This is a genomic window from Thalassobacillus sp. C254 (assembly GCF_001310615.1).
Window position 1 is genome coordinate 36,141 of record NZ_BAXQ01000026.1, and the last position, 18,441, is coordinate 54,581.

The 18,441-nt window shown below is 43.3% G+C and carries 10 protein-coding genes, 6 pseudogenes and 1 riboswitch; of the genes and pseudogenes, 15 read left to right on the forward strand and 1 reads right to left on the reverse strand.

All coding sequences use genetic code 11. The features are described 5' to 3' along the window. The first annotated feature begins 42 nt into the window (after window positions 1–42). The 5 genes and pseudogenes from JCM19033_RS18380 to JCM19033_RS18395 all read left to right on the forward strand — a co-directional run bounded on the left by JCM19033_RS18380 (window position 43) and on the right by JCM19033_RS18395 (window position 4,251). The gene (locus JCM19033_RS18380; protein ID WP_054637398.1) at window positions 43–801 is read left to right on the forward strand and encodes a MerR family transcriptional regulator; all 759 of its coding nucleotides are present in this window, start codon (window positions 43–45) and stop codon (window positions 799–801) included. Beyond that, the gene (locus JCM19033_RS23750; protein ID WP_157049962.1) at window positions 786–956 is read left to right on the forward strand and encodes a hypothetical protein; all 171 of its coding nucleotides are present in this window, start codon (window positions 786–788) and stop codon (window positions 954–956) included. Before JCM19033_RS18380 ends, JCM19033_RS23750 begins: the two co-directional genes overlap by 16 nt. 67 nt (window positions 957–1,023) lie before the next feature. After that, window positions 1,024–1,641 (forward strand): genetic competence negative regulator, encoded by a 618-nt coding sequence (locus tag JCM19033_RS18385; RefSeq protein WP_269758369.1) that lies wholly within the window; start codon window positions 1,024–1,026, stop codon window positions 1,639–1,641. A gap of 255 nt (window positions 1,642–1,896) precedes the next feature. After that, window positions 1,897–3,162, forward strand: a complete 1,266-nt coding sequence (locus tag JCM19033_RS18390; RefSeq protein WP_054637400.1) for a Glu/Leu/Phe/Val dehydrogenase — start codon at window positions 1,897–1,899, stop codon at window positions 3,160–3,162. A gap of 83 nt (window positions 3,163–3,245) precedes the next feature. Beyond that, window positions 3,246–4,251: pseudogene (locus JCM19033_RS18395) on the forward strand (YpdA family putative bacillithiol disulfide reductase). A 290-nt stretch (window positions 4,252–4,541) separates the two neighbouring features. Here JCM19033_RS18395 and JCM19033_RS18400 read toward each other — a convergent pair. Beyond that, entirely contained in the window at window positions 4,542–5,513 is a 972-nt protein-coding gene (locus JCM19033_RS18400; RefSeq protein WP_054637401.1) for an asparaginase, read from the reverse strand. Between the two features lie 133 nt (window positions 5,514–5,646). Here JCM19033_RS18400 and prsW point away from each other — a divergent pair, with 133 nt between their 5' ends. The 10 genes and pseudogenes from prsW (at window position 5,647) to JCM19033_RS18445 (ending at window position 18,424) form a co-directional block, all read left to right on the forward strand. Then, window positions 5,647–6,303, forward strand: coding sequence for a glutamic-type intramembrane protease PrsW (gene prsW, locus JCM19033_RS18405; RefSeq protein WP_306301393.1), 657 nt, complete (start codon window positions 5,647–5,649; stop codon window positions 6,301–6,303). A gap of 12 nt (window positions 6,304–6,315) precedes the next feature. Further along, entirely contained in the window at window positions 6,316–6,480 is a 165-nt protein-coding gene (locus JCM19033_RS24475) for a hypothetical protein (protein ID WP_198153567.1), read from the forward strand. 60 nt (window positions 6,481–6,540) lie between these two features. Continuing rightward, a riboswitch (SAM riboswitch) is annotated at window positions 6,541–6,647 on the forward strand. A 182-nt stretch (window positions 6,648–6,829) separates the two neighbouring features. Next, window positions 6,830–7,935: pseudogene (locus JCM19033_RS18410) on the forward strand (methionine biosynthesis PLP-dependent protein). A gap of 30 nt (window positions 7,936–7,965) precedes the next feature. Then, a pseudogene (locus tag JCM19033_RS18415) lies at window positions 7,966–9,809 on the forward strand (bifunctional homocysteine S-methyltransferase/methylenetetrahydrofolate reductase). Window positions 9,810–9,848: 39 nt separating this feature from the next. After that, window positions 9,849–13,297, forward strand: a pseudogene (gene metH / locus JCM19033_RS18420) (methionine synthase). A 255-nt stretch (window positions 13,298–13,552) separates the two neighbouring features. Continuing rightward, window positions 13,553–14,563 (forward strand): spore cortex-lytic enzyme, encoded by a 1,011-nt coding sequence (gene sleB, locus JCM19033_RS18425; protein ID WP_054637402.1) that lies wholly within the window; start codon window positions 13,553–13,555, stop codon window positions 14,561–14,563. A 15-nt stretch (window positions 14,564–14,578) separates the two neighbouring features. After that, on the forward strand, window positions 14,579–15,934 hold the full coding sequence (ypeB, locus tag JCM19033_RS18430) for a germination protein YpeB (protein ID WP_054637403.1): 1,356 nt from the start codon (window positions 14,579–14,581) through the stop codon (window positions 15,932–15,934). Window positions 15,935–16,366: 432 nt separating this feature from the next. Next, window positions 16,367–17,041 carry a flagellar brake protein gene (locus tag JCM19033_RS18435; RefSeq protein WP_054637404.1) on the forward strand — a complete coding sequence of 225 codons (675 nt, stop codon included), beginning with the start codon at window positions 16,367–16,369 and terminating at the stop codon, window positions 17,039–17,041. Window positions 17,042–17,151: 110 nt separating this feature from the next. After that, a pseudogene (cmk, locus tag JCM19033_RS18440) lies at window positions 17,152–17,831 on the forward strand ((d)CMP kinase). After that, window positions 17,828–18,424, forward strand: a pseudogene (locus JCM19033_RS18445) (lysophospholipid acyltransferase family protein). Before cmk ends, JCM19033_RS18445 begins: the two co-directional pseudogenes overlap by 4 nt. Window positions 18,425–18,441 lie beyond the last annotated feature (17 nt).

An 18,441-nucleotide genomic window follows, 5' to 3' on the forward strand; every position in this document is an offset into this window, starting at 1 on the left:
TGACTCAAGAAAACGAAGAAAGGTAAGAGGTGAAAATCTCCTGTGTCGCAAAATGAAACCGGTAAATACAATATTAAGGCAATATCTAAGATGCTTGGAATCCAGCCAGGTACGCTCCGGGCCTGGGAGCGTCGTTACCATATTATAGAACCAGTAAGGAACCAGGCAGGACACCGGTTGTATACTGAGGAGCATGTAGGGACCTTACGATGGTTAATAGATAAAGTGGAAAAGGGTTTTACCATTGGGCAGGCAGTGGATTTATTTGAGAAAGAAGATTTTCAACTGGATTCTGTTGAAGGAAAGGGAAACGGTCAGGTTGAAGAGTTTTCGATTAAAATAAGGGAAGCCTTGCTGTCTTTTAATGAAAGTGAAGCCCAGGCTCTTGCTGACAGAGCCTTTAGTATATTCAGCATCGAAAAGGTTCTTATGGAAATTTTTACTCCCCTGCTTATAAAGGTGGGGGATTTATGGGAACGGAATTCTATAACAGCTGCTCATGAACATTTTGCTTCAAATTTTATAAAAATGAAAATGGGTAACATCTTTCAAAGTTACCGGGTTGATGCCTATCTTCCTAAAGTCCTGGTTGTTTGTGCACCTGATGAACGCCATGAGTTAGGTCTGTTAACGTTTACGTTTTTTTTGAGAAGAAAAGGATTTGATGTGATTTACTTAGGTACAGGCGTTCCTGGCAGAGACATTCTCACGGTAGTAAATCAAGTGCAGCCAAAGCTTTTTTTCATTTCGTGCACGATGGTTAAGAATTTGGAGGGCGCCTTCAAGTGGTCAAGGCAGTAGCAAAAAAACACCCGAATACGGTCACTGGGATTGGTGGGAGCGCGGTAAAAGGAGCCTCAACAAATGAGTTGGGTAATAATCTGCTCATTATGGATTCCACCATACAAGGGTGGGATCATTGGTTTCATGATTTCTTTCAGCAATATAGAAGATAGAAAAGTCTATCACGGTGGAAAAGCCTAATGAATAAAGTAGGATAAGAAGTGATCGCATCAAAGCGGGGTGGATCAGGGCGAAGGAGGGGCAGCTATGCGCCTGGAGAAAATAACCACCAATAAAGTGAAAGTGTTTTTAACGTTGGATGATTTAAGTGAGCGGGGGTTAGAAAAAGATGATCTTTGGAATGACTCTCCTCGAGTGAAACAATTGTTCCGAGATATGGTTCTTGAAGCAGATGAAGTTCTTGGATTTAAAGTAGAAGGGTATTTATCAGTAGAAGTATATGCTCTGCCTGCTCAGGGAATGATCATTCATTTATCGTCTGAAGAAGCACCATGTTCTTTTGAAGAGATGGATGAAGATGTTCTGGAATTGGAAATAACGATGGATGAGAGGCCGGAAATGCTTTTTGAATATCGATCGTTTGAAGATATTATTCAGCTGGCGTGGCGTCTTTATGACTCTGGAATTACTGGCGGGCAGCTGCTCTTTCATAAAGAGCGCTACTATCTATATTTTCACAAGGCAGAAACCGCTGCGCTTTCAGAGGACACCTTTATTGCAGTGATGTCAGAGTATGGAGAGCCGTCTACCATTTCCTATACACTTTTAAAAGAATATTCTTCCAGATTGGTGAATGAAAACGCAGTAAGTGAGATTGTATCTTACTTTTCACGATAGGCCACCTCTTTATAAGAGGTGTTTTTTATGGGGTTTACCAGCTTGGACCTAAGGATGGAATGAAAGGCAGGAGAGGATGGCAGTCTCATTGAAGTGAGGAAAAGAAAGACAGCGTTTCGGTAGAAATAAACGCAATCTTTCTTTATAGTAGTAAGTGATTGAATGTGAAAAATCTAGAACATGCGCGATGATTGCCGCTCCTGGCCAAATGCCTTGAGACAAACGCTTTTCTATTTTTTATAGAGGTGAACAGACATGGAAGAAAATGAGAAAACAGAGCAAGAAAACATGGATGTCTTGCTTTCTACACAGAAAGTAGTAAAAGAGGCCCTGGGTAAGCTGGGGTATCCAGATGAAATATATGAACTCATGAAAGAGCCTGTACGTTTGCTAACTGTAAGAATTCCAGTTCGGATGGATGATGGCTCCACAAAAGTGTTTACCGGTTTTCGTGCCCAGCACAATGACGCGGTTGGGCCTACAAAAGGCGGAGTCCGTTTTCATCCGAACGTTACTGAAAAAGAAGTCAAAGCCTTATCAATTTGGATGTCTTTAAAGGCCGGCATTGTGGACTTGCCCTATGGAGGCGGAAAGGGAGGAATTATCTGTGACCCAAGAGACATGTCTTTTCGTGAGCTGGAAGGTTTAAGCAGAGGGTATGTACGAGCAATCAGCCAAATTGTCGGGCCAACAAAGGATATTCCTGCCCCCGATGTATTTACAAATTCTCAAATCATGGCCTGGATGCTTGACGAATACAGCCGGATCAGGGAGTTTGATTCTCCTGGATTTATAACAGGCAAACCTATAGTGTTAGGAGGATCTCACGGACGAGAGTCTGCTACCGCAAAAGGGGTTACCATCTGCATGAGAGAAGCGGCTAAAAAGAAAGGCATTGCTCTTGAAGGCGCCAAGGTTGCTATTCAGGGATTTGGCAATGCAGGCAGCTACTTGGCGAAGTTTCTTTATGATGCAGGGGCTCATATCGTAGGCATTTCTGATGCGTACGGAGCTCTTTATGACCCAGATGGATTAGATATTGATTACCTTCTTGACCGGAGAGATTCATTTGGAGCAGTGACCAACTTATTTAAAAACACATTGACCAATCAAGAGCTTCTTGAGGTGGAGTGTGATATCCTGGTGCCGGCAGCGATTGAAAACCAAATAACAAAAGAAAACGCCAATAATATAAAAGCAGACATAGTAGTAGAAGCAGCAAATGGGCCGACTACGATGGAAGCAACAAAAATATTATCTAATAGAGGTGTTCTTCTTGTACCGGATGTTCTGGCAAGTGCCGGCGGGGTAACGGTCTCTTATTTTGAATGGGTGCAGAATAATCAGGGATATTACTGGACAGAAGAAGAGGTGGAAGAAAAGCTCGAACAGGTAATGGTTCATGCATTTGAAAATATTTTTCGTCTTGCTCATGGACGGAAAGTAGACATGCGTCTTGCTGCCTATATGATTGGTGTGAGAAAAATGGCCGAGGCATCCAGATTCCGAGGCTGGATATAAAGAACATATGACATTCAGGACCCCCTGCTCCTAGAGGAAGGGGGTTCGCTAATGCAGAAAAATAAGGAGTGGCAAAGGTGAGCATCATAAAAGAGACAGTCATTATAATCGGAGCAGGGCCTTGTGGGCTGCAGCTGCCATCTCTTGTCAGGAGAAGGGGCTGGATCCCCTGATTATTGAAAAGGAAAACGTTGTTCACACGATTTTCCGTTATCCGACTCATCAAACATTCTTTAGTTCAAGTGATAAATTAGAGATTGGGGATCTGCCGTTTGTAACAGAAGAAAGAAAACCAAAGCGGAACCAGGCCCTTTCTTATTACAGGGAAGTTGTCAAGCGTAAAAAGTTACGTATTCATTCTTTTGAAGAAGTGAAGGAAGTCTGTAAACAAGCAGATGGTTCCTTTTTGCTCTTAACTGAAGATAAAAAAGGTGAAGCAAAGGAGTATAAAGCCCCTTTTGTGATCACAGCCACTGGCTACTATGACAATCCAAATTATATAGGGATAAAGGGAGAAGAAAGCGAGCATGTATTCCATTATTTTAAAGAAGCACATCCTTTCTTCAAAAAAAATGTGGTCGTTATCGGCGGGAAAAATTCAGCGGTAGATGCCACACTTGAATTAGAAAAAGCAGGGGCAAACGTTACAGTTTTATATCGGGGCGGGGAGATGCCAGAAGATGTAAAGCCTTGGATATTGCCTGAATTTCTTTCTTTGATCCGCCACAATAAAATAAAGATGTATTACCATGCTGTCCCTGAAGAAATTACTGAAAAGAGTGTCCATTTTATCGTTGATGGTGAACAACAAACTGTTGAGGCAGACTTTGTTTTGGCAATGACAGGGTATCATCCTGACCACGGATTTTTAACCAAGATGGGTGTGGAAATTGAAAAGGAAACAGGGCGCCCGGTATTTGACGAGGATACAATGGAAACGAATGTGGGAAATCTCTTTATAGCGGGTGTGATTGCAGCAGGAAACAATGCAAATGAGATTTTTATAGAAAACGGGCGTTTCATGGTGATGCTGTCTCCGAAACGATATACGAGCGGCTGAGAACCAGGGACTATAACATACAGTTGTAAAGTGACAGCCTTCATAAGGTTGTCATTTTTAGATCGTGGCTTTGTACATTGTTGTTGATTCCCCCTTAAAGGCCCTCGCTTGTGCCTAAAGGACCGCGTGCCAGATCCATTCTAGTGTCCCTTCATGCATCCACGGTGTCTTCTGTAGTACGTGAATTGCCGCGGCTCCCTGGAAAACCACCCTGGGGGAGCTGCGGCTCAAGGGACCGAAGGAGCTTCGCGTTATTACCTATTATCGAATAATTTTAAAAAATCAATGTCACCTTTTAAAGAGCCTGATTTAAAGAACTTCAGCGCAGAAATATTTCCTGGAGCTTTCCATGGTCCTGAGTCATCTCAAGAGCAGCCATCAGCTTAAGCCGTGCTTTTTGTCCATTTAATCCATTTGTAAATATGACTCCTTTTTCTTTCAGCTGCCTGCCCCCTCCTTCATAGCCGTATGTGTCCTGGACGATACCGCTGTAGCTTCTGGATACCAGTACGACTGGAATGTTCTTTTCAATGAGTGATTCCAAGGGAGGAACAATAGCTGGCGGCACATTCCCTTGCCCGAATGCTTCAAGCACCAGACCATCGAGTGGATGAGAGGCTATATGAGCCATCACACTTTCTTCCATGCCGGCGTATGCTTTTACAAGCAGCACCTTTTTAGAGAGCTTTGTAACTGGAAAGTGTTCCCGGTGCGCTGGAATGTGATGAAAAGAAACTTCACGTTTTGTTAAGATCCCTATGGCCCCGTATTGAGGACTTTGAAAGGTGGCGATGTTGCTTGAATGGGTTTTTGTTACGTTTTTAGCTGTATGAATTTCATCATTAAAGACGACGATGACCCCTTTTTTGGCTGCTTTGTCACTTGCTGCTGTTCTTACAGCTGAAATTAAGTTATGAGGGCCATCAGCGCCAAGCTCATTGCTTGAACGCATAGCTCCAGTGATAACAACTGGCTGGTCCAAATGTAAGAGCAAGTCTAATAAGTAGGCGGTTTCTTCCAGCGTATCTGTTCCATGAGTAATCACGACCCCGTCAAAATGAGAATTTTTCATCTTTTCATTAATCTTTTCAGCAAGACCCAGCATGTGCCTGGGAGTGATATGAGGAGAAGGAAGGTGAAGATAATCTTCCGTTTCTATCTTCACTGTCTCCTGTAACATTTCGTTTACAGAATGAAGAGGGTTCTTTTCTTCTGGCACGACCATGCCCGTTTCTTTATTTTCAGACATGGCAATCGTACCGCCAGTATGAATGATAAGTATTTTTTTCAAAGGATCACCTCACATAAGAATAATATATACCTGTGTTTCCGGTCTTTTTAACGATGCTGGTTTGCAAAAAAGGTAAACAATTTTCAACCTTAAAACTAACATGTTACCATGAAGATGAACAGAGGGGACGGTTATGACGGTGGTGACACTTTTTACAGCAGCACTTGCGCCTGCCATATCATTACTTGTATATTTTTATCTTCGCAATCAATACGGTTCAAACATGATAGGGCAGGTCATAAAAGCTTTTATTATAGGAGTGCTGCTAGTTTTCCCCGTGATGGTTATACAATATGCTTTAGAAGGGGAGGCTTTAATTACCGAACCTTGGTTCAAAGCATTCGTCAGTGCCGCTTTCCTTGAAGAGTTTTTTCAATGGTTTCTGCTGTATTTTATCGCTTACCGTTTTGGCACACTGAAAAACAGGTACGATGGAATTGTTTACGCTGTTTCTTTATCTTTAGGGTTTGCAGCAGCCGAGAATGTGTTATATCTAATGGCAACAGGTATTGACTTTGCTGTCGGACGAGCCTTTCTGCCTGTGAGCAGTCATGCATTGTTTGGAGTAGTCATGGGGTATTACCTGGGATCTGCTCGTTTTAAAGTGAATGACCATGTAAAAAAATGGCTTTTCCTGGCCCTGATCATTCCTGTTGTTTTACACGGTTTTTTTGATTTGATACTATTAACCATTAATCAATATCTTTTTACGAGCATCGCCCCTTTTATGATTTTTTTGTGGTGGTTTGCATTAACAAAAGTGAAAAAAGCGAATGAGAGAACGGAATAAGGAGTGATCGTATTGACTACTGAAACTCGATACAGAGTGGTGATTCGCTGTCCTAAATGCGGAGAAAAATATATTCTGCGAGGACGCCAGCGAGCTGATGGTGAATATGAAACAGGGTTTAAACGATGTGTATGCGGGAATGAAACGGAGCTTAATGTAGAGGCTACGCCGGAATAAAGGTTGCAATTTCATGTTTTTTCGTGTAGTGTAGCAATAACAACTTTATTATAGGAAGCTTTCTTATCTAGAGAGATGGAGGGAATGGCCCGAAGAAATCTCAGCAACCAGCCAGTTTTGGTCAGGTGCTAATTCCAGCAGGTGGTGATAAACCTGCAAGATGAGAAGAAGCTAGCATGTCTCGATACTGTCTTGCCTTCTTCTTAACCGAAGAAGGCTTTATTTTGTACATATGCATTTTTCCAACAAATGTAAAGAGGGTTAAAGGTCGCAAAAACCTTAGGCTGCCCTTTTTCTGAAAAAATTAGAAAATAAAGAAAAACAGATTACATCATAAGGAGTGGAGAGAATGTCTCGATACAACCTAGAAACAAAACTTGCACAAATAGGGAATAGAAGCGAGGAGGCTACAGGCACAGTAAGCGCACCTGTCTACTTCTCAACTGCATACAGGCACAGCGGTATAGGAGAATCAACCGGCTATGACTATTCAAGGACAGGAAATCCTACAAGAGAACTTCTTGAAAAGGCGATTGCAGATTTAGAGGGCGGAGACAAGGGGTTTGCGTTAAGCTCCGGAATGGCAGCTGTTCAAACAGTTCTAGCGCTATTTAAAAGCGGGGATGAGATCCTGGCATCCCAGGACTTGTACGGCGGCACCTATCGTTTATTTGAAGAAGGGTGGAAAAAGTGGGGGTTAACCTTTACATACGGAGATCCTCGAAACCTTGCATCTTTTTCAGAAAAAATAACAGAAAATACAAAAGCTTTATTTATCGAAACGCCGACAAATCCATTAATGCAGGAAGCTGATTTGGAAGGCTTGCTGCTGTTGCAAGAGAGAATAACCTGCTTTTAATTGTAGATAACACCTTTTATACTCCAGTGCTTCAAAGACCTATTGAAAAAGGAGCCGACATTGTCATTCACAGTGCATCCAAGTATTTAGGCGGCCATAATGATGTCATCGCAGGCTTAATTGTTGCAAAAGGAGAAAAGCTTTGTGAAGAAATTGCAGCTTTTCATAATGGCATGGGAACGATTCTTTCTCCTCTTGATGCCTGGCTGTTAATGAGAGGCATGAAGACACTGTCTCTGCGGATGGAAAAGCATACGGAAAATGCTCAAAAGGTAGCAGCTTTCCTGAAAGAACATCCATTGATTGATGAAGTCCTTTACCCAGGTAAAGGTGGCATGCTTTCCTTTCGTATCTGTGATGAACAGCATGTGAATCAGCTTTTAAAAGGGTTGAACCTCGTCACATTTGCAGAAAGCCTTGGCGGTGTAGAAAGCTTTATGACCTACCCGGCCACTCAAACCCATGCTGACGTTCCTGAAGAAGTACGACTGGCCAACGGTGTCTGTAACCGTCTCCTTCGTTTTTCAGTGGGAATTGAAAATGCTGAGGATTTAATAAGAGATTTACAGCAGGCATTAGAACAACTTTCACAGTAACAGAAGCGTATTGGAGAAAGGATGAATGAAGTGGAATTCTTAAAAGCTCTGGAAAATGGAATGCTTGTCGGAGACGGAGCGATAGGCACTTATTTATATGACAAAGGGTTTACAGGCTCTTTTGAAGCCTTAAATATAGAAGATCCTTCTGCTGTGACAAGTGTACACAGGGAATATATCAAGGCAGGGGCAAACGTGATTCAAACAAACACCTATGCTGCAAATCGTCTTAAATTAGAGCGGTATGGCCTTGAGAATGAAACGGTAGAGATAAATAAACAAGGCGTTCGTCTGGCAAGGAAAGCAGCCGGGGGAGATGCTTTTGTCCTCGCTACAATCGGAGGAATCCGTGGAGTCCAAAAGACAGATTATGACAATGACGATATTCTTTCAGCACTGAAAGAACAGGCAAAAGCTCTTCTTTCAGAAAAGCCTGATGGTTTAATTCTGGAAACATTTTATAATTATGAAGAGGTTCAGTCGGCGGTTCAGATGCTCCGTAAGATGACTGACCTTCCTATTGTAGCCCAGGTCTCTCTAGGAGAGGTTGGAGTTCTCCATGGAGGAATCAGCGTCACAGAAGCTTTTCAGACTCTCGCAGCCCAGGGAGCTGATGTTGTCGGTTTAAACTGTCGCATGGGCCCGTATCATATCCTGCGTTCCCTGGAAAATGTCCCCTTAATAGAAGGAGCGTATATTTCGGCTTATCCGAATGCCAGTCTGCCAGATTTAGATGACGGGAGGTTTGTATACCAATCGAACCCAAGTTATTTTTATGAGAGGGGCCAGGATCTGCGAAGCCAGGGCGTCCGTCTCATAGGCGGATGCTGTGGGACAACGCCGGAACATATTGCTGAGCTAGCGAAGGCGGTAAAAGGTGAAAAACCCGTCGATACAAAGGAAACAGTCCCGGTTGAAAAGGAAGTTATTCAGGCTTCAAAGAGGACGGAAACGCCTTCTCTCTCTGAAAAGGCAAAAAATGAAGTTGCCATTGTTGTTGAGTTAGACCCTCCAAAAAAGCTGGCGACAGACAAGTTTTTAGAAGGTGCGAAACAGCTTCATGAAGCTGGAGCTGATGCAGTCACTATGGCTGACAATTCACTCGCTTCACCACGCATTGATAACATGGCTATGGGAACGATGGTGAAGGAAAAGATAGGAGCACGTCCTCTTATTCATATCGCATGTCGAGACAGAAATTTAATTGGACTCCAGTCTCATTTATTGGGAATGCATGCTCTAGGCATACATGATCTTCTGGCTGTAACAGGAGACCCAACGAAGGTTGGGGACTTCCCAGGCGCCACCTCTGTATACGACCTGACTTCCTTTGATCTTATTTCCTTGATTAAAGAAATGAACGAAGGAAGATCTTTTTCAGGAAAATCTCTAGGGGAAAAAACATCTTTTTCAGTGGCAGGTGCTTTTAACCCGAATGTAAGATCGTTAGAAAGAGCAGTTAAAAGGCTTGAAAAAAAGATTGAGGCTGGGGTAGATTACTTTATGAGCCAGCCCGTGTATGGAAAAGAACAATTTCATGAAATCCATGAAGCCACCAAACATTTGCCGGTGCCTGTGTATATTGGCATTATGCTTTAGTGAGTGCCAGAAATGCAGAGTTTCTTCATAACGAAGTGCCAGGCATTAAGCTGACGGATGAAATCAGGGAAAGAATGGCTGCTTGCGGGGAAGATCGGGCGAAAGCAGAAAAAGAAGGCCTTGATATTGCAAAAGAGTTAATAGATGAAGCAATGAAATATTTTAATGGAATTTATTTAATTACACCATTTTTGCGTTATGAAATGACAGTAGAGCTGACCCGCTATATAAAGGAAAAAGCGAGCTTACAGAAAGAAACTGTAAAAAGCAGGTAAGCATAGGGGTACCGGGTGGTAAAAGGAGTGGACACACCAATGACCGAGAAAAAAATATCATTTGAAGAACGATTACAAAAAGAGATATTGGTATTAGACGGAGCAATGGGAACGATGCTTCAGAATGCAGACCTCTCGCCTGAGGACTTTGGCGGGGAAGAGTATGACGGCTGTAATGAATTTTTGAACCTTACAGCTCCTGAAGTCGTTGAGCGAATTCATCGGGAATACCTTGAAGCGGGTGCTGACATTATAGAAACCAATACATTTGGGGCCACGGATATTGTCCTTGCAGATTATGATCTTGAGGATCGGGCGGAAGAAATTAACATTGCTTCCGCACAAATTGCCAGGAAAGTGGCAGATGAATTTTCAACAGAAAATGCTCCCCGCTATGTGGCAGGCGCGATGGGACCGACAACAAAATCATTGTCGGTGACTGGAGGAACTACTTTTGAGGAGCTTATCGCCTCCTATGAAGAGCAGGCTAGGGGCCTTATTAAAGGCGGGGTCGATATCCTGCTTCTTGAAACAAGCCAGGACATGAGAAACGTGAAGGCTGCCTATCTAGGAATTGACCAGGCTTTTTCAGCTTTAGGAACAAGGCTTCCTTTAATGATTTCAGGCACGATAGAACCAATGGGGACAACTCTTGCCGGTCAGACCATTGAGTCTTTCTATATATCCTTAGAGCATATGAAACCTGCAGTTGTAGGACTAAATTGTGCAACTGGGCCTGAATTTATGAGAGATCATCTCCGTTCTCTTTCAGAATTAGCAACCACCCACGTGCATTGTTACCCAAATGCCGGTTTGCCTGATGAAGAAGGACATTACCATGAATCACCCGAGTCACTGGCAACAAAGCTGGAATCTTTTGCTGAGAAAGGCTGGCTGAATGTAGTAGGGGGATGCTGCGGTACGACTCCGGAGCACGTTAAGGTAATGAAAGAAGTAGCGGAACGCTACGAGCCAAGGAAAGCACAAATCGATCATCCTCACGCCGTTTCGGGCATTGAGCCTTTAATTTATGAAGAAGATATGCGTCCGTTATTTGTCGGGGAACGGACAAACGTCATCGGGTCTCGTAAGTTTAAACGGTTAATCGGAGAAGGGAAGTTTGAGGAAGCATCTGAAGTTGCAAGAGCACAGGTGAAAAAAGGGGCCCATATTATAGATGTTTGCCTCGCTGACCCTGACCGGGACGAAGCCGAAGACATGGAGAACTTTTTACAGCATGTCGTCAATAAAGTGAAGGTCCCTTTAATGATTGATTCCACTGACTTCCAAGTGATTGAAAAATCGTTAACTTATTCTCAGGGGAAAGCAGTAATCAATTCAATTAATCTCGAGGACGGGGAAGAGCGGTTTAAACAGATTATTCCGATCGTTAAAAGATTTGGGGCAGCTGTGGTTGTCGGTACGATTGATGAAACGGGAATGGCCGTTTCAGCTGAACGAAAGCTTGAAGTTGCCAAACGCTCATATGACATCCTTGTTAACCAGTACGGAATCAATCCAAAAGATATTATCTTCGATCCATTGGTCTTTCCCGTTGGGACAGGGGATGAACAGTACATTGGTTCAGCTGAAGCCACAATTGAAGGGATACGCTTGATCAAAGAAGCCCTGCCAGAATGTTTAACCATACTGGGAATTAGTAACGTATCCTTTGGTCTTCCTCCGGTTGGCCGTGAAGTGTTAAACTCAGCATTTATGTACTATTGCACAAACGCAGGCCTTGATTACGCCATAGTAAACACGGAAAAAGTGGAAAGGTATGCAAGTATTCCAGACAATGAAAAAGAACTTGCAAGAAAACTTCTTTTTGAAACTTCAGACGAGACTCTAGCAGAGTTTACCGCCCATTACAGAGGCAAGAAGTCTGAGAAAAAGAAAGTAGAAAAAAACCTTACCCTTGAAGAACGTCTCGGAGAATATATTGTAGAGGGAACAAAAGAAGGGTTATACCCTGACTTAGATCTCGCTCTTGACTCTTATGAAGACCCCTTGGATATCATTAACGGACCGTTAATGATCGGTATGGATAGAGTAGGAAAGCTTTTTAATGATAACGAGTTAATTGTGGCCGAAGTACTCCAGAGTGCGGAAGTGATGAAGGCTGCTGTAGCACATTTAGAACCGTATATGGAAGTCAAAGAGGATGACAGCGGGAAAGGGAAAATTCTCCTTGCTACCGTTAAAGGAGATGTCCATGACATTGGGAAAAACCTTGTAGACATTATCCTCTCTAATAATGGCTTTAAAATTGTGAACCTTGGAATCAAGGTTACCTCAAATGAATTGATCGAAGCAGTACGCAGAGAAAAGCCTGATGCTATCGGATTAAGCGGTCTTTTGGTTAAGTCTGCCCAGCAAATGGTTCTGACAGCACAGGATTTAAAGAATCAGGAAATCTCCCTCCCAGTGTTAGTTGGCGGGGCGGCATTAACCCGGAAGTTTACCGATGAGAAAATTGCCGCAGAGTATGATGGGCTTGTTCTCTATTCAAAAGATGCCATGAATGGTCTTGAGCTGGCAAACCGGCTTGCATATCCAGAAAAGCGGGAGGCGTTAGAGCAGGAAATCAGGGAAAAGCAGCAGAGTAAACAATCAAAAGCCGCAGAGAAGCCAAAGCAGGCGGCGGCAGAAGAAATCCCTGCGCGCTCAGAAGTCTCTCAGGATGTTCCAGTGTTAACACCGCCGGATCTTAAAGAGCATGTATTAAGGGATTATAAACTTTCCCATTTAGAGCCATACATTAATATGCAGATGCTGTTAGGAAGGCACCTCGGCCTCCAAGGGAAAGTAAGCCGTCTTTTAAGTGAAGGCGACGAAAGAGCAGTAGAGCTAAAAGAAAAGGTAGATGAATTCCTGCAAAGAGCCAAGTCTGAAAAGCTCCTGCAGGCACACGGGATCTACCGCTTTTTCCCGGCTCAGTCTGAAGGTAATGACATCCTCATTTATGACAGTCCGGACAAGAAAAAAGTAATTGAAAGATTTTCCTTTCCAAGACAGCAGCGGGCCCCTTATCTTTGTCTTGCTGATTTTATCCGTTCGACTGAAAGCGGAGAAATGGATTATATCGGGCTGCTCACTGTTACTGCAGGAGAGGGAGTCCGGCAGATGGCAAATGAAGCAAAGGAAAATGGCGATTATTTGTTCAGTCATCTGGTTCAGGCTGCAGCGCTGGAAACAGCGGAAGGGTTTGCGGAAAGAGTCCACCAGATGATGAGAGACCAATGGGGGATTCCGGATTCACCTGACTTAACAATGGAGGAACGTTTTTCTGCTAAGTACCAGGGTATCCGGGTATCCTTTGGATATCCTGCCTGCCCTAATCTGGAAGACCAGAAGAAGCTCTTTAAACTCTTGAATCCTGAAAAATCGGAGTCCAGCTGACAGATGAATTTATGATGGAACCAGAAGCCTCCGTGTCCGCGATGGTTTTTGCTCATCCGGAAGGAAGGTACTTTAACGTCCTCTAAATTTCATAATATGTTTATTATATCTGGATTATTTGGGCATTCGCCGTAGAGGGAAGCTGCTCACATTGCAATAGGCAATGTGAGCAGCTTTTTTTGGGGGAAAAAGCGTGGGAAAGTGCTTGCTTTTTCTACCATTTTTTCTTGATTCAATAATTGAAAGGAAAATGTATGAATAAAAACAAACGTCCAACAAAAACTAGCGTTAGGTAATGATGGAAACATTGGCAGTCATGAAAAAAGTAAGGAGGATCATTTATGAGGACAAACATGCTCTCTTGTTTAAAAAAAGGGATCATTGCATCTCTTTGCACTGCCATCCTGTGCGGATTATTTCCGCATCAAGCTGCAGAAGCGTTTACAGACCAGGTGATACAACGGGGGGCCACTGGAGACGATGTAGTGGAACTTCAATCACGCCTGCAGTACATTGGTTTTTACGATGAAACCATCGATGGTGTATTTGGGTGGGGGACTTACTGGTCTGTGAAAAAGTATCAAGAAGAGTTTGGAATGGAAGTGGATGGTTTAGTAGGGGAAGAAATGAAAACCATGCTTGAACGCTCTACGAATTATGATGAAGAATTTGTTCAAAGAGCTCTTAGGGAAGGAAGACAATTTACACACTATGGTCAGACGCCAAAACATAAACAAAAAGGGCCAAAAGGAGCTCAAGACCAGCCGGAGGTAGCAAGAAGGGATCCAGGAGCAGCACCGGAAGCTCCAGCAGAGGAGCCAGCACCAGCTCCACAGGAAGAGGCTCAAGCAGAGGAACCTGCACCAGAAGCTGCACCAGAAGCAGCGCCTGAAGCAGCACCGGAAGAACCGGCAGTGCCTGCCCCTGAAGAAGAAGAGCCTGAGGAACAGACAAATGAAGCAAACATTCAAAAGGCCATGAATGTACCGGATGGCTATTCTGAAAATGATATTCAGATTATGTCAAACGCTGTATACGGGGAAGCAAGAGGAGAGCCGTATGTTGGCCAGGTTGCCGTGGCTGCAGTAATTATTAATAGAATCCACAGCCCGACGTTTCCAAACACAGCCTCCGGAGTGATTTTTGAACCGCGAGCTTTTACAGCGGTAGCTGACGGTCAGATCTGGCTAGAGCCTGATGATACAGCGAGACGTGCTGTACTGGATGCAATTAACGGCCAGGATCCATCAAGCGGAGCAGAATATTACTTTAATCCAGATACAGCAACTTCAGGATGGATCTGGACGAGACCGCAAATTAAAAAAATAGGGAAACATATTTTCTGTCATTAATGGAGGTGAAGAAACGTGATACGAAATATTATTATAGGGGCTCTCGCAATTGGCGTCATCGGATTAGGGTTTTGGGGCTTTAATGAAAACCAGGAAAAAAGCCAGGTCCTCATGCAGACAGAAAACAACTATCAGCGTGCCTTCCATGATTTAGCCTATCACATAGATCAGCTGGAAGACGAAATCGGTTCGACGCTTGCGATGAATTCCAGAAAACATTTGTCGGGATCATTAGCAGAAGTCTGGAGAGTTACATCACTGGCTCAAAGCGAAATGGGCCAGCTTCCTCTTGGGATGATTCCTGTAAGCAAAACAGAAGAATTCCTTTATAATATAGGCGATTTCAGCTATGAAACCTCAATTAGAAATTTGGACGATGATCCTTTATCAGATGAGGAATATGAAGAATTACAGAACTACTATGAACAAGCAAAAGAGATCAAACATGACTTAAGACAGATACAAGCTTCAGCTTTACGAGAAGGATGGCATTGGACAGACGCAGAAAGTGAACTTCTCGCACAACAGGAGCCCATGAATAATTCTATCGTAAACGGCTTTACATTGATTGATGAGAAAGTAGAAGGCTTCTCGGAAACAAATTGGGGGCCTGAAAATGGGTTTGGAGGAGACTTTGAAAAGAGATTATCAGAAAGAATTGATGACAAGGAAGAAATAGATGAAGAAAAAGCAGTGGCGAGGGCGAAAGAATTTCTTGATGTGCCAAACGAGGACAACATTGTCGTCCAGGAATTAGGGGAAGGGTCCTTTTATGAAGGGTATGAGCTGGTCATTGAGGATCCTGAACGTGAATCATCTGTATATATGGAAATGACAAAAAAAGGCGGTCTCCCTTTATTCTTACTTGAATCAAGGAATGTAGGAGAGCCCCAAATCAGCTTAAACGCAGCCTCAGAAAGAGCAGAACACTTCCTTGAAAGGAATCATTTTGACAGCATGCAGCTCATTGACAGCAGTCAGTATGAATCAGTTGGGGTGTTTCAATTTGCGCCAGTTCAGGACAATGTCCGTTTATATCCTGACATCGTTACAGTTGATGTCGCTTTAGACACTGGTGACGTGATTGGATATGAGGGAGTCGATTACTTTGCTAATCATAAAGAAAGGCAAGACCTCTCCCCTGAACTAGATGAAGAGGAAGCTGAAGAAGCATTAAATCCTAACCTTGAGGTAAGAGAAGCACATGCGGCCGTTATTGAAAACGAAGAGGAAGAAGAAGTTCTTTGTTATGAGTTCTATGGCACCCTCGGACAAGACACATTCCGAATCTTTATTAACGCCAAGACCGGTGAAGAAGAGCAGATAGATAAAATGGCAGAAGCCGAGCCGGTTTATAACACAGATTACTAAAAGATAAGCAAGCCACTGAGGCTGGGACAAAACCCAGCTAATAAGAAGGGTTCTCACCATTGGTGAGACCCTTTTCTTGTCTCCAGTATTATAGTAGCTGCTAGTTCAAAAATACACGCGCATGTTGTACTTTAGCTGGGATGAACGGCATGTTTCGTCCAATTCACGCTAGTTTCAACCGTCATAATCTGTTTGAGGGACAAATGTGTTTCAAGACATCTTTGACAAAGTGGTTCTTATTGCCGCAGAAAATGAAATGGTAAGGGGAAGAGTACTCTTTACATACTTCACTCCCAACGCCAAACAGCCTGTGAAGGAGCCTGTATTCAGGCTTCTTCTTTTTTATTAATCATGCCATAATAAAAGACAAAGAAGAAATGTTGAGAAACAATTCAGAATATATTCATTCAAAATGGAAAGAGGAGACTGGGCATGATAGAAATAGGAGACAGAATATTTCTGGAGCGTAAAGAAATAAGCAGCGGTGAAATAAGCCGTTTTCGGTGCCGGCTAGTGGGGAAGAGGGAAGGGGTATTGATTATTGATCTCCCGATAAATGAGGAGACTCAAAAAAGTGCCTTTTTTGTTGAAGGCACTGTATTTCACGCATGGATCATTGGCGCTGATTCTGCCGTGTACTCTTTCGTGACAGAAATACAGGCAAGAAATAAGGATAAGATTCCAGTACTATTGTTACAGGATCCTGGAGAAAAAGGGATGAAACGAATTCAAAGACGGAACTATGTGAGAGTCGATGCCTGTGTGAACCTGGCTCTTCATTCTGTGGAAGAGAAAGCTTCTCCCATCATAACTTTCACAACTAATATTAGCGGTGGGGGAGCTGCTGCTGTGCTTCCATGGAACAGAAAAGTAGACATAGGAAGCATATGGAAGGTGTACGTAGTCCTTCACAGGAATACAGAGGAAACAGAATTGATACGTGCAAAAGCGAAAGTTGTAAATGTCTATAAAAAAGAAGCCGAAGTAAAAGAACAGGCTGCCCTGCAGTTTATTGAAATTGAGGGTAAAGACCGAGAGAAGATCGTACGTTTTTGTTTTGAACAGCAAATCGCTCAGCGCGGGAAAGTGGGAAAAGCGATACGTTAGATTTGTATAGGCCTTTGTGTTATGATAACGTGTAAATATAAATGTACACAAAGGTCATAACAATGATAATGACTAATTTACATTTTCTACATAGCAACTATACGGGGTGAATCATGAAACTGATCAACATTGCCATTGATGGCCCGGCAGGAGCAGGAAAAAGCACGGTAGCCAAAAAGGTTGCCTCAGCTCTTTCCTATCTCTATATTGACACAGGCGCCATGTATAGAGCGATAACATGGAAAGCTTACAGGAAAAGGCGGATTTGAACAACGGTGAGCAGCTGGGTCAACTGCTTGAAAGCACCAAAATTCGGCTCGTTCCTGATGAGAAGGGTACAGAAGTTTTTGTGGATGACGAGGAGGTTTCTGCTGCTATTCGTCAAAATGAGGTGACCCGCAATGTATCCATTGTTGCAGCTCACGAGAAGGTGAGAGAGCAAATGGTGGAGGCCCAGAGGGAGCTGGCTTCCAGAAAGGGGGCAGTCCTTGACGGGAGAGATATTGGCACCGCCGTGCTTCCGGACGCAGAGGTTAAAGTTTTTTTAACTGCTTCTGTCGAGGAAAGAGCCAAGCGCAGATACGAGGAAGAAATTCAAAAAGGAATGGATTCCAAGCTTGATGCAGTGATTGAAGAAATCAGAAGACGGGACCAGCTGGATTCTACGCGTCTGATCTCTCCCCTTACCAAAGCAGAGGATGCAGAAGAAATTGACACGACGCAATTGTCTATTGAGAAAGTAGTCCAGCAGATTTGCCGGCTCGTCGAAGAAAGGGTTCGTGCTACATGATTCTTTATCGAATTGGAAAATCACTTTTTACAATATTCTTTTCCGTGGTTTACAGACCTAAAGTAATCGGGAAAAGTAATATACCAAAAGAGGGTCCTGTGGTTATTTGTTCAAACCACATCAGCAACTTCGATCCCCCTTTAATAGGAACATCTATTAAGCGCCAGATCAATTTCATGGCCAAGAGTGAGCTTTTTGATGTGAAAGTCCTTGGCCCCACCCTTGATAAAATCGGCGTATTTCCTGTAAAACGGGGGGCGGGGGGACAGGCAGGCTCTTAAATTGGGCATTAAATATTTAAAAGAAAACCGTGTCCTTTGCTTGTTTCCAGAAGGAACTAGAAGCAAGACTGGTGAATTAGGTAAGGGGCTGGCTGGTGCAGGTTTTTTGCTCTCCGCAGTGAAGCTGCAGTTATCCCGGCTGTAATTATTGGACCTTATAAGCCGTTTCGCCGTGTGAAAGTTGTTTTCGGAGAGCCACTTGACATCCAAGACTTACGAGAGAACAAAGGAAGTGCTGAACAGGCCACTGAAAGGATAATGGCCAGGATTCAGAGTCTATTGGATGAACACAATGAAGGAACATCCAAATAAATAAGGATAAGTAAATT

What these genes read in the sequence shown, in the direction of transcription:
- JCM19033_RS18390 (WP_054637400.1), top strand. Translation starts at nt 1,897, where the DNA reads ATGGAAGAAAATGAGAAAACAGAGCAAGAAAACATGGATGTCTTGCTT.
- prsW (WP_306301393.1), top strand. Translation starts at nt 5,647, where the DNA reads ATGACGGTGGTGACACTTTTTACAGCAGCACTTGCGCCTGCCATATCA.
- sleB (WP_054637402.1), top strand. Translation starts at nt 13,553, where the DNA reads ATGAGGACAAACATGCTCTCTTGTTTAAAAAAAGGGATCATTGCATCT.
- JCM19033_RS18435 (WP_054637404.1), top strand. Translation starts at nt 16,367, where the DNA reads ATGATAGAAATAGGAGACAGAATATTTCTGGAGCGTAAAGAAATAAGC.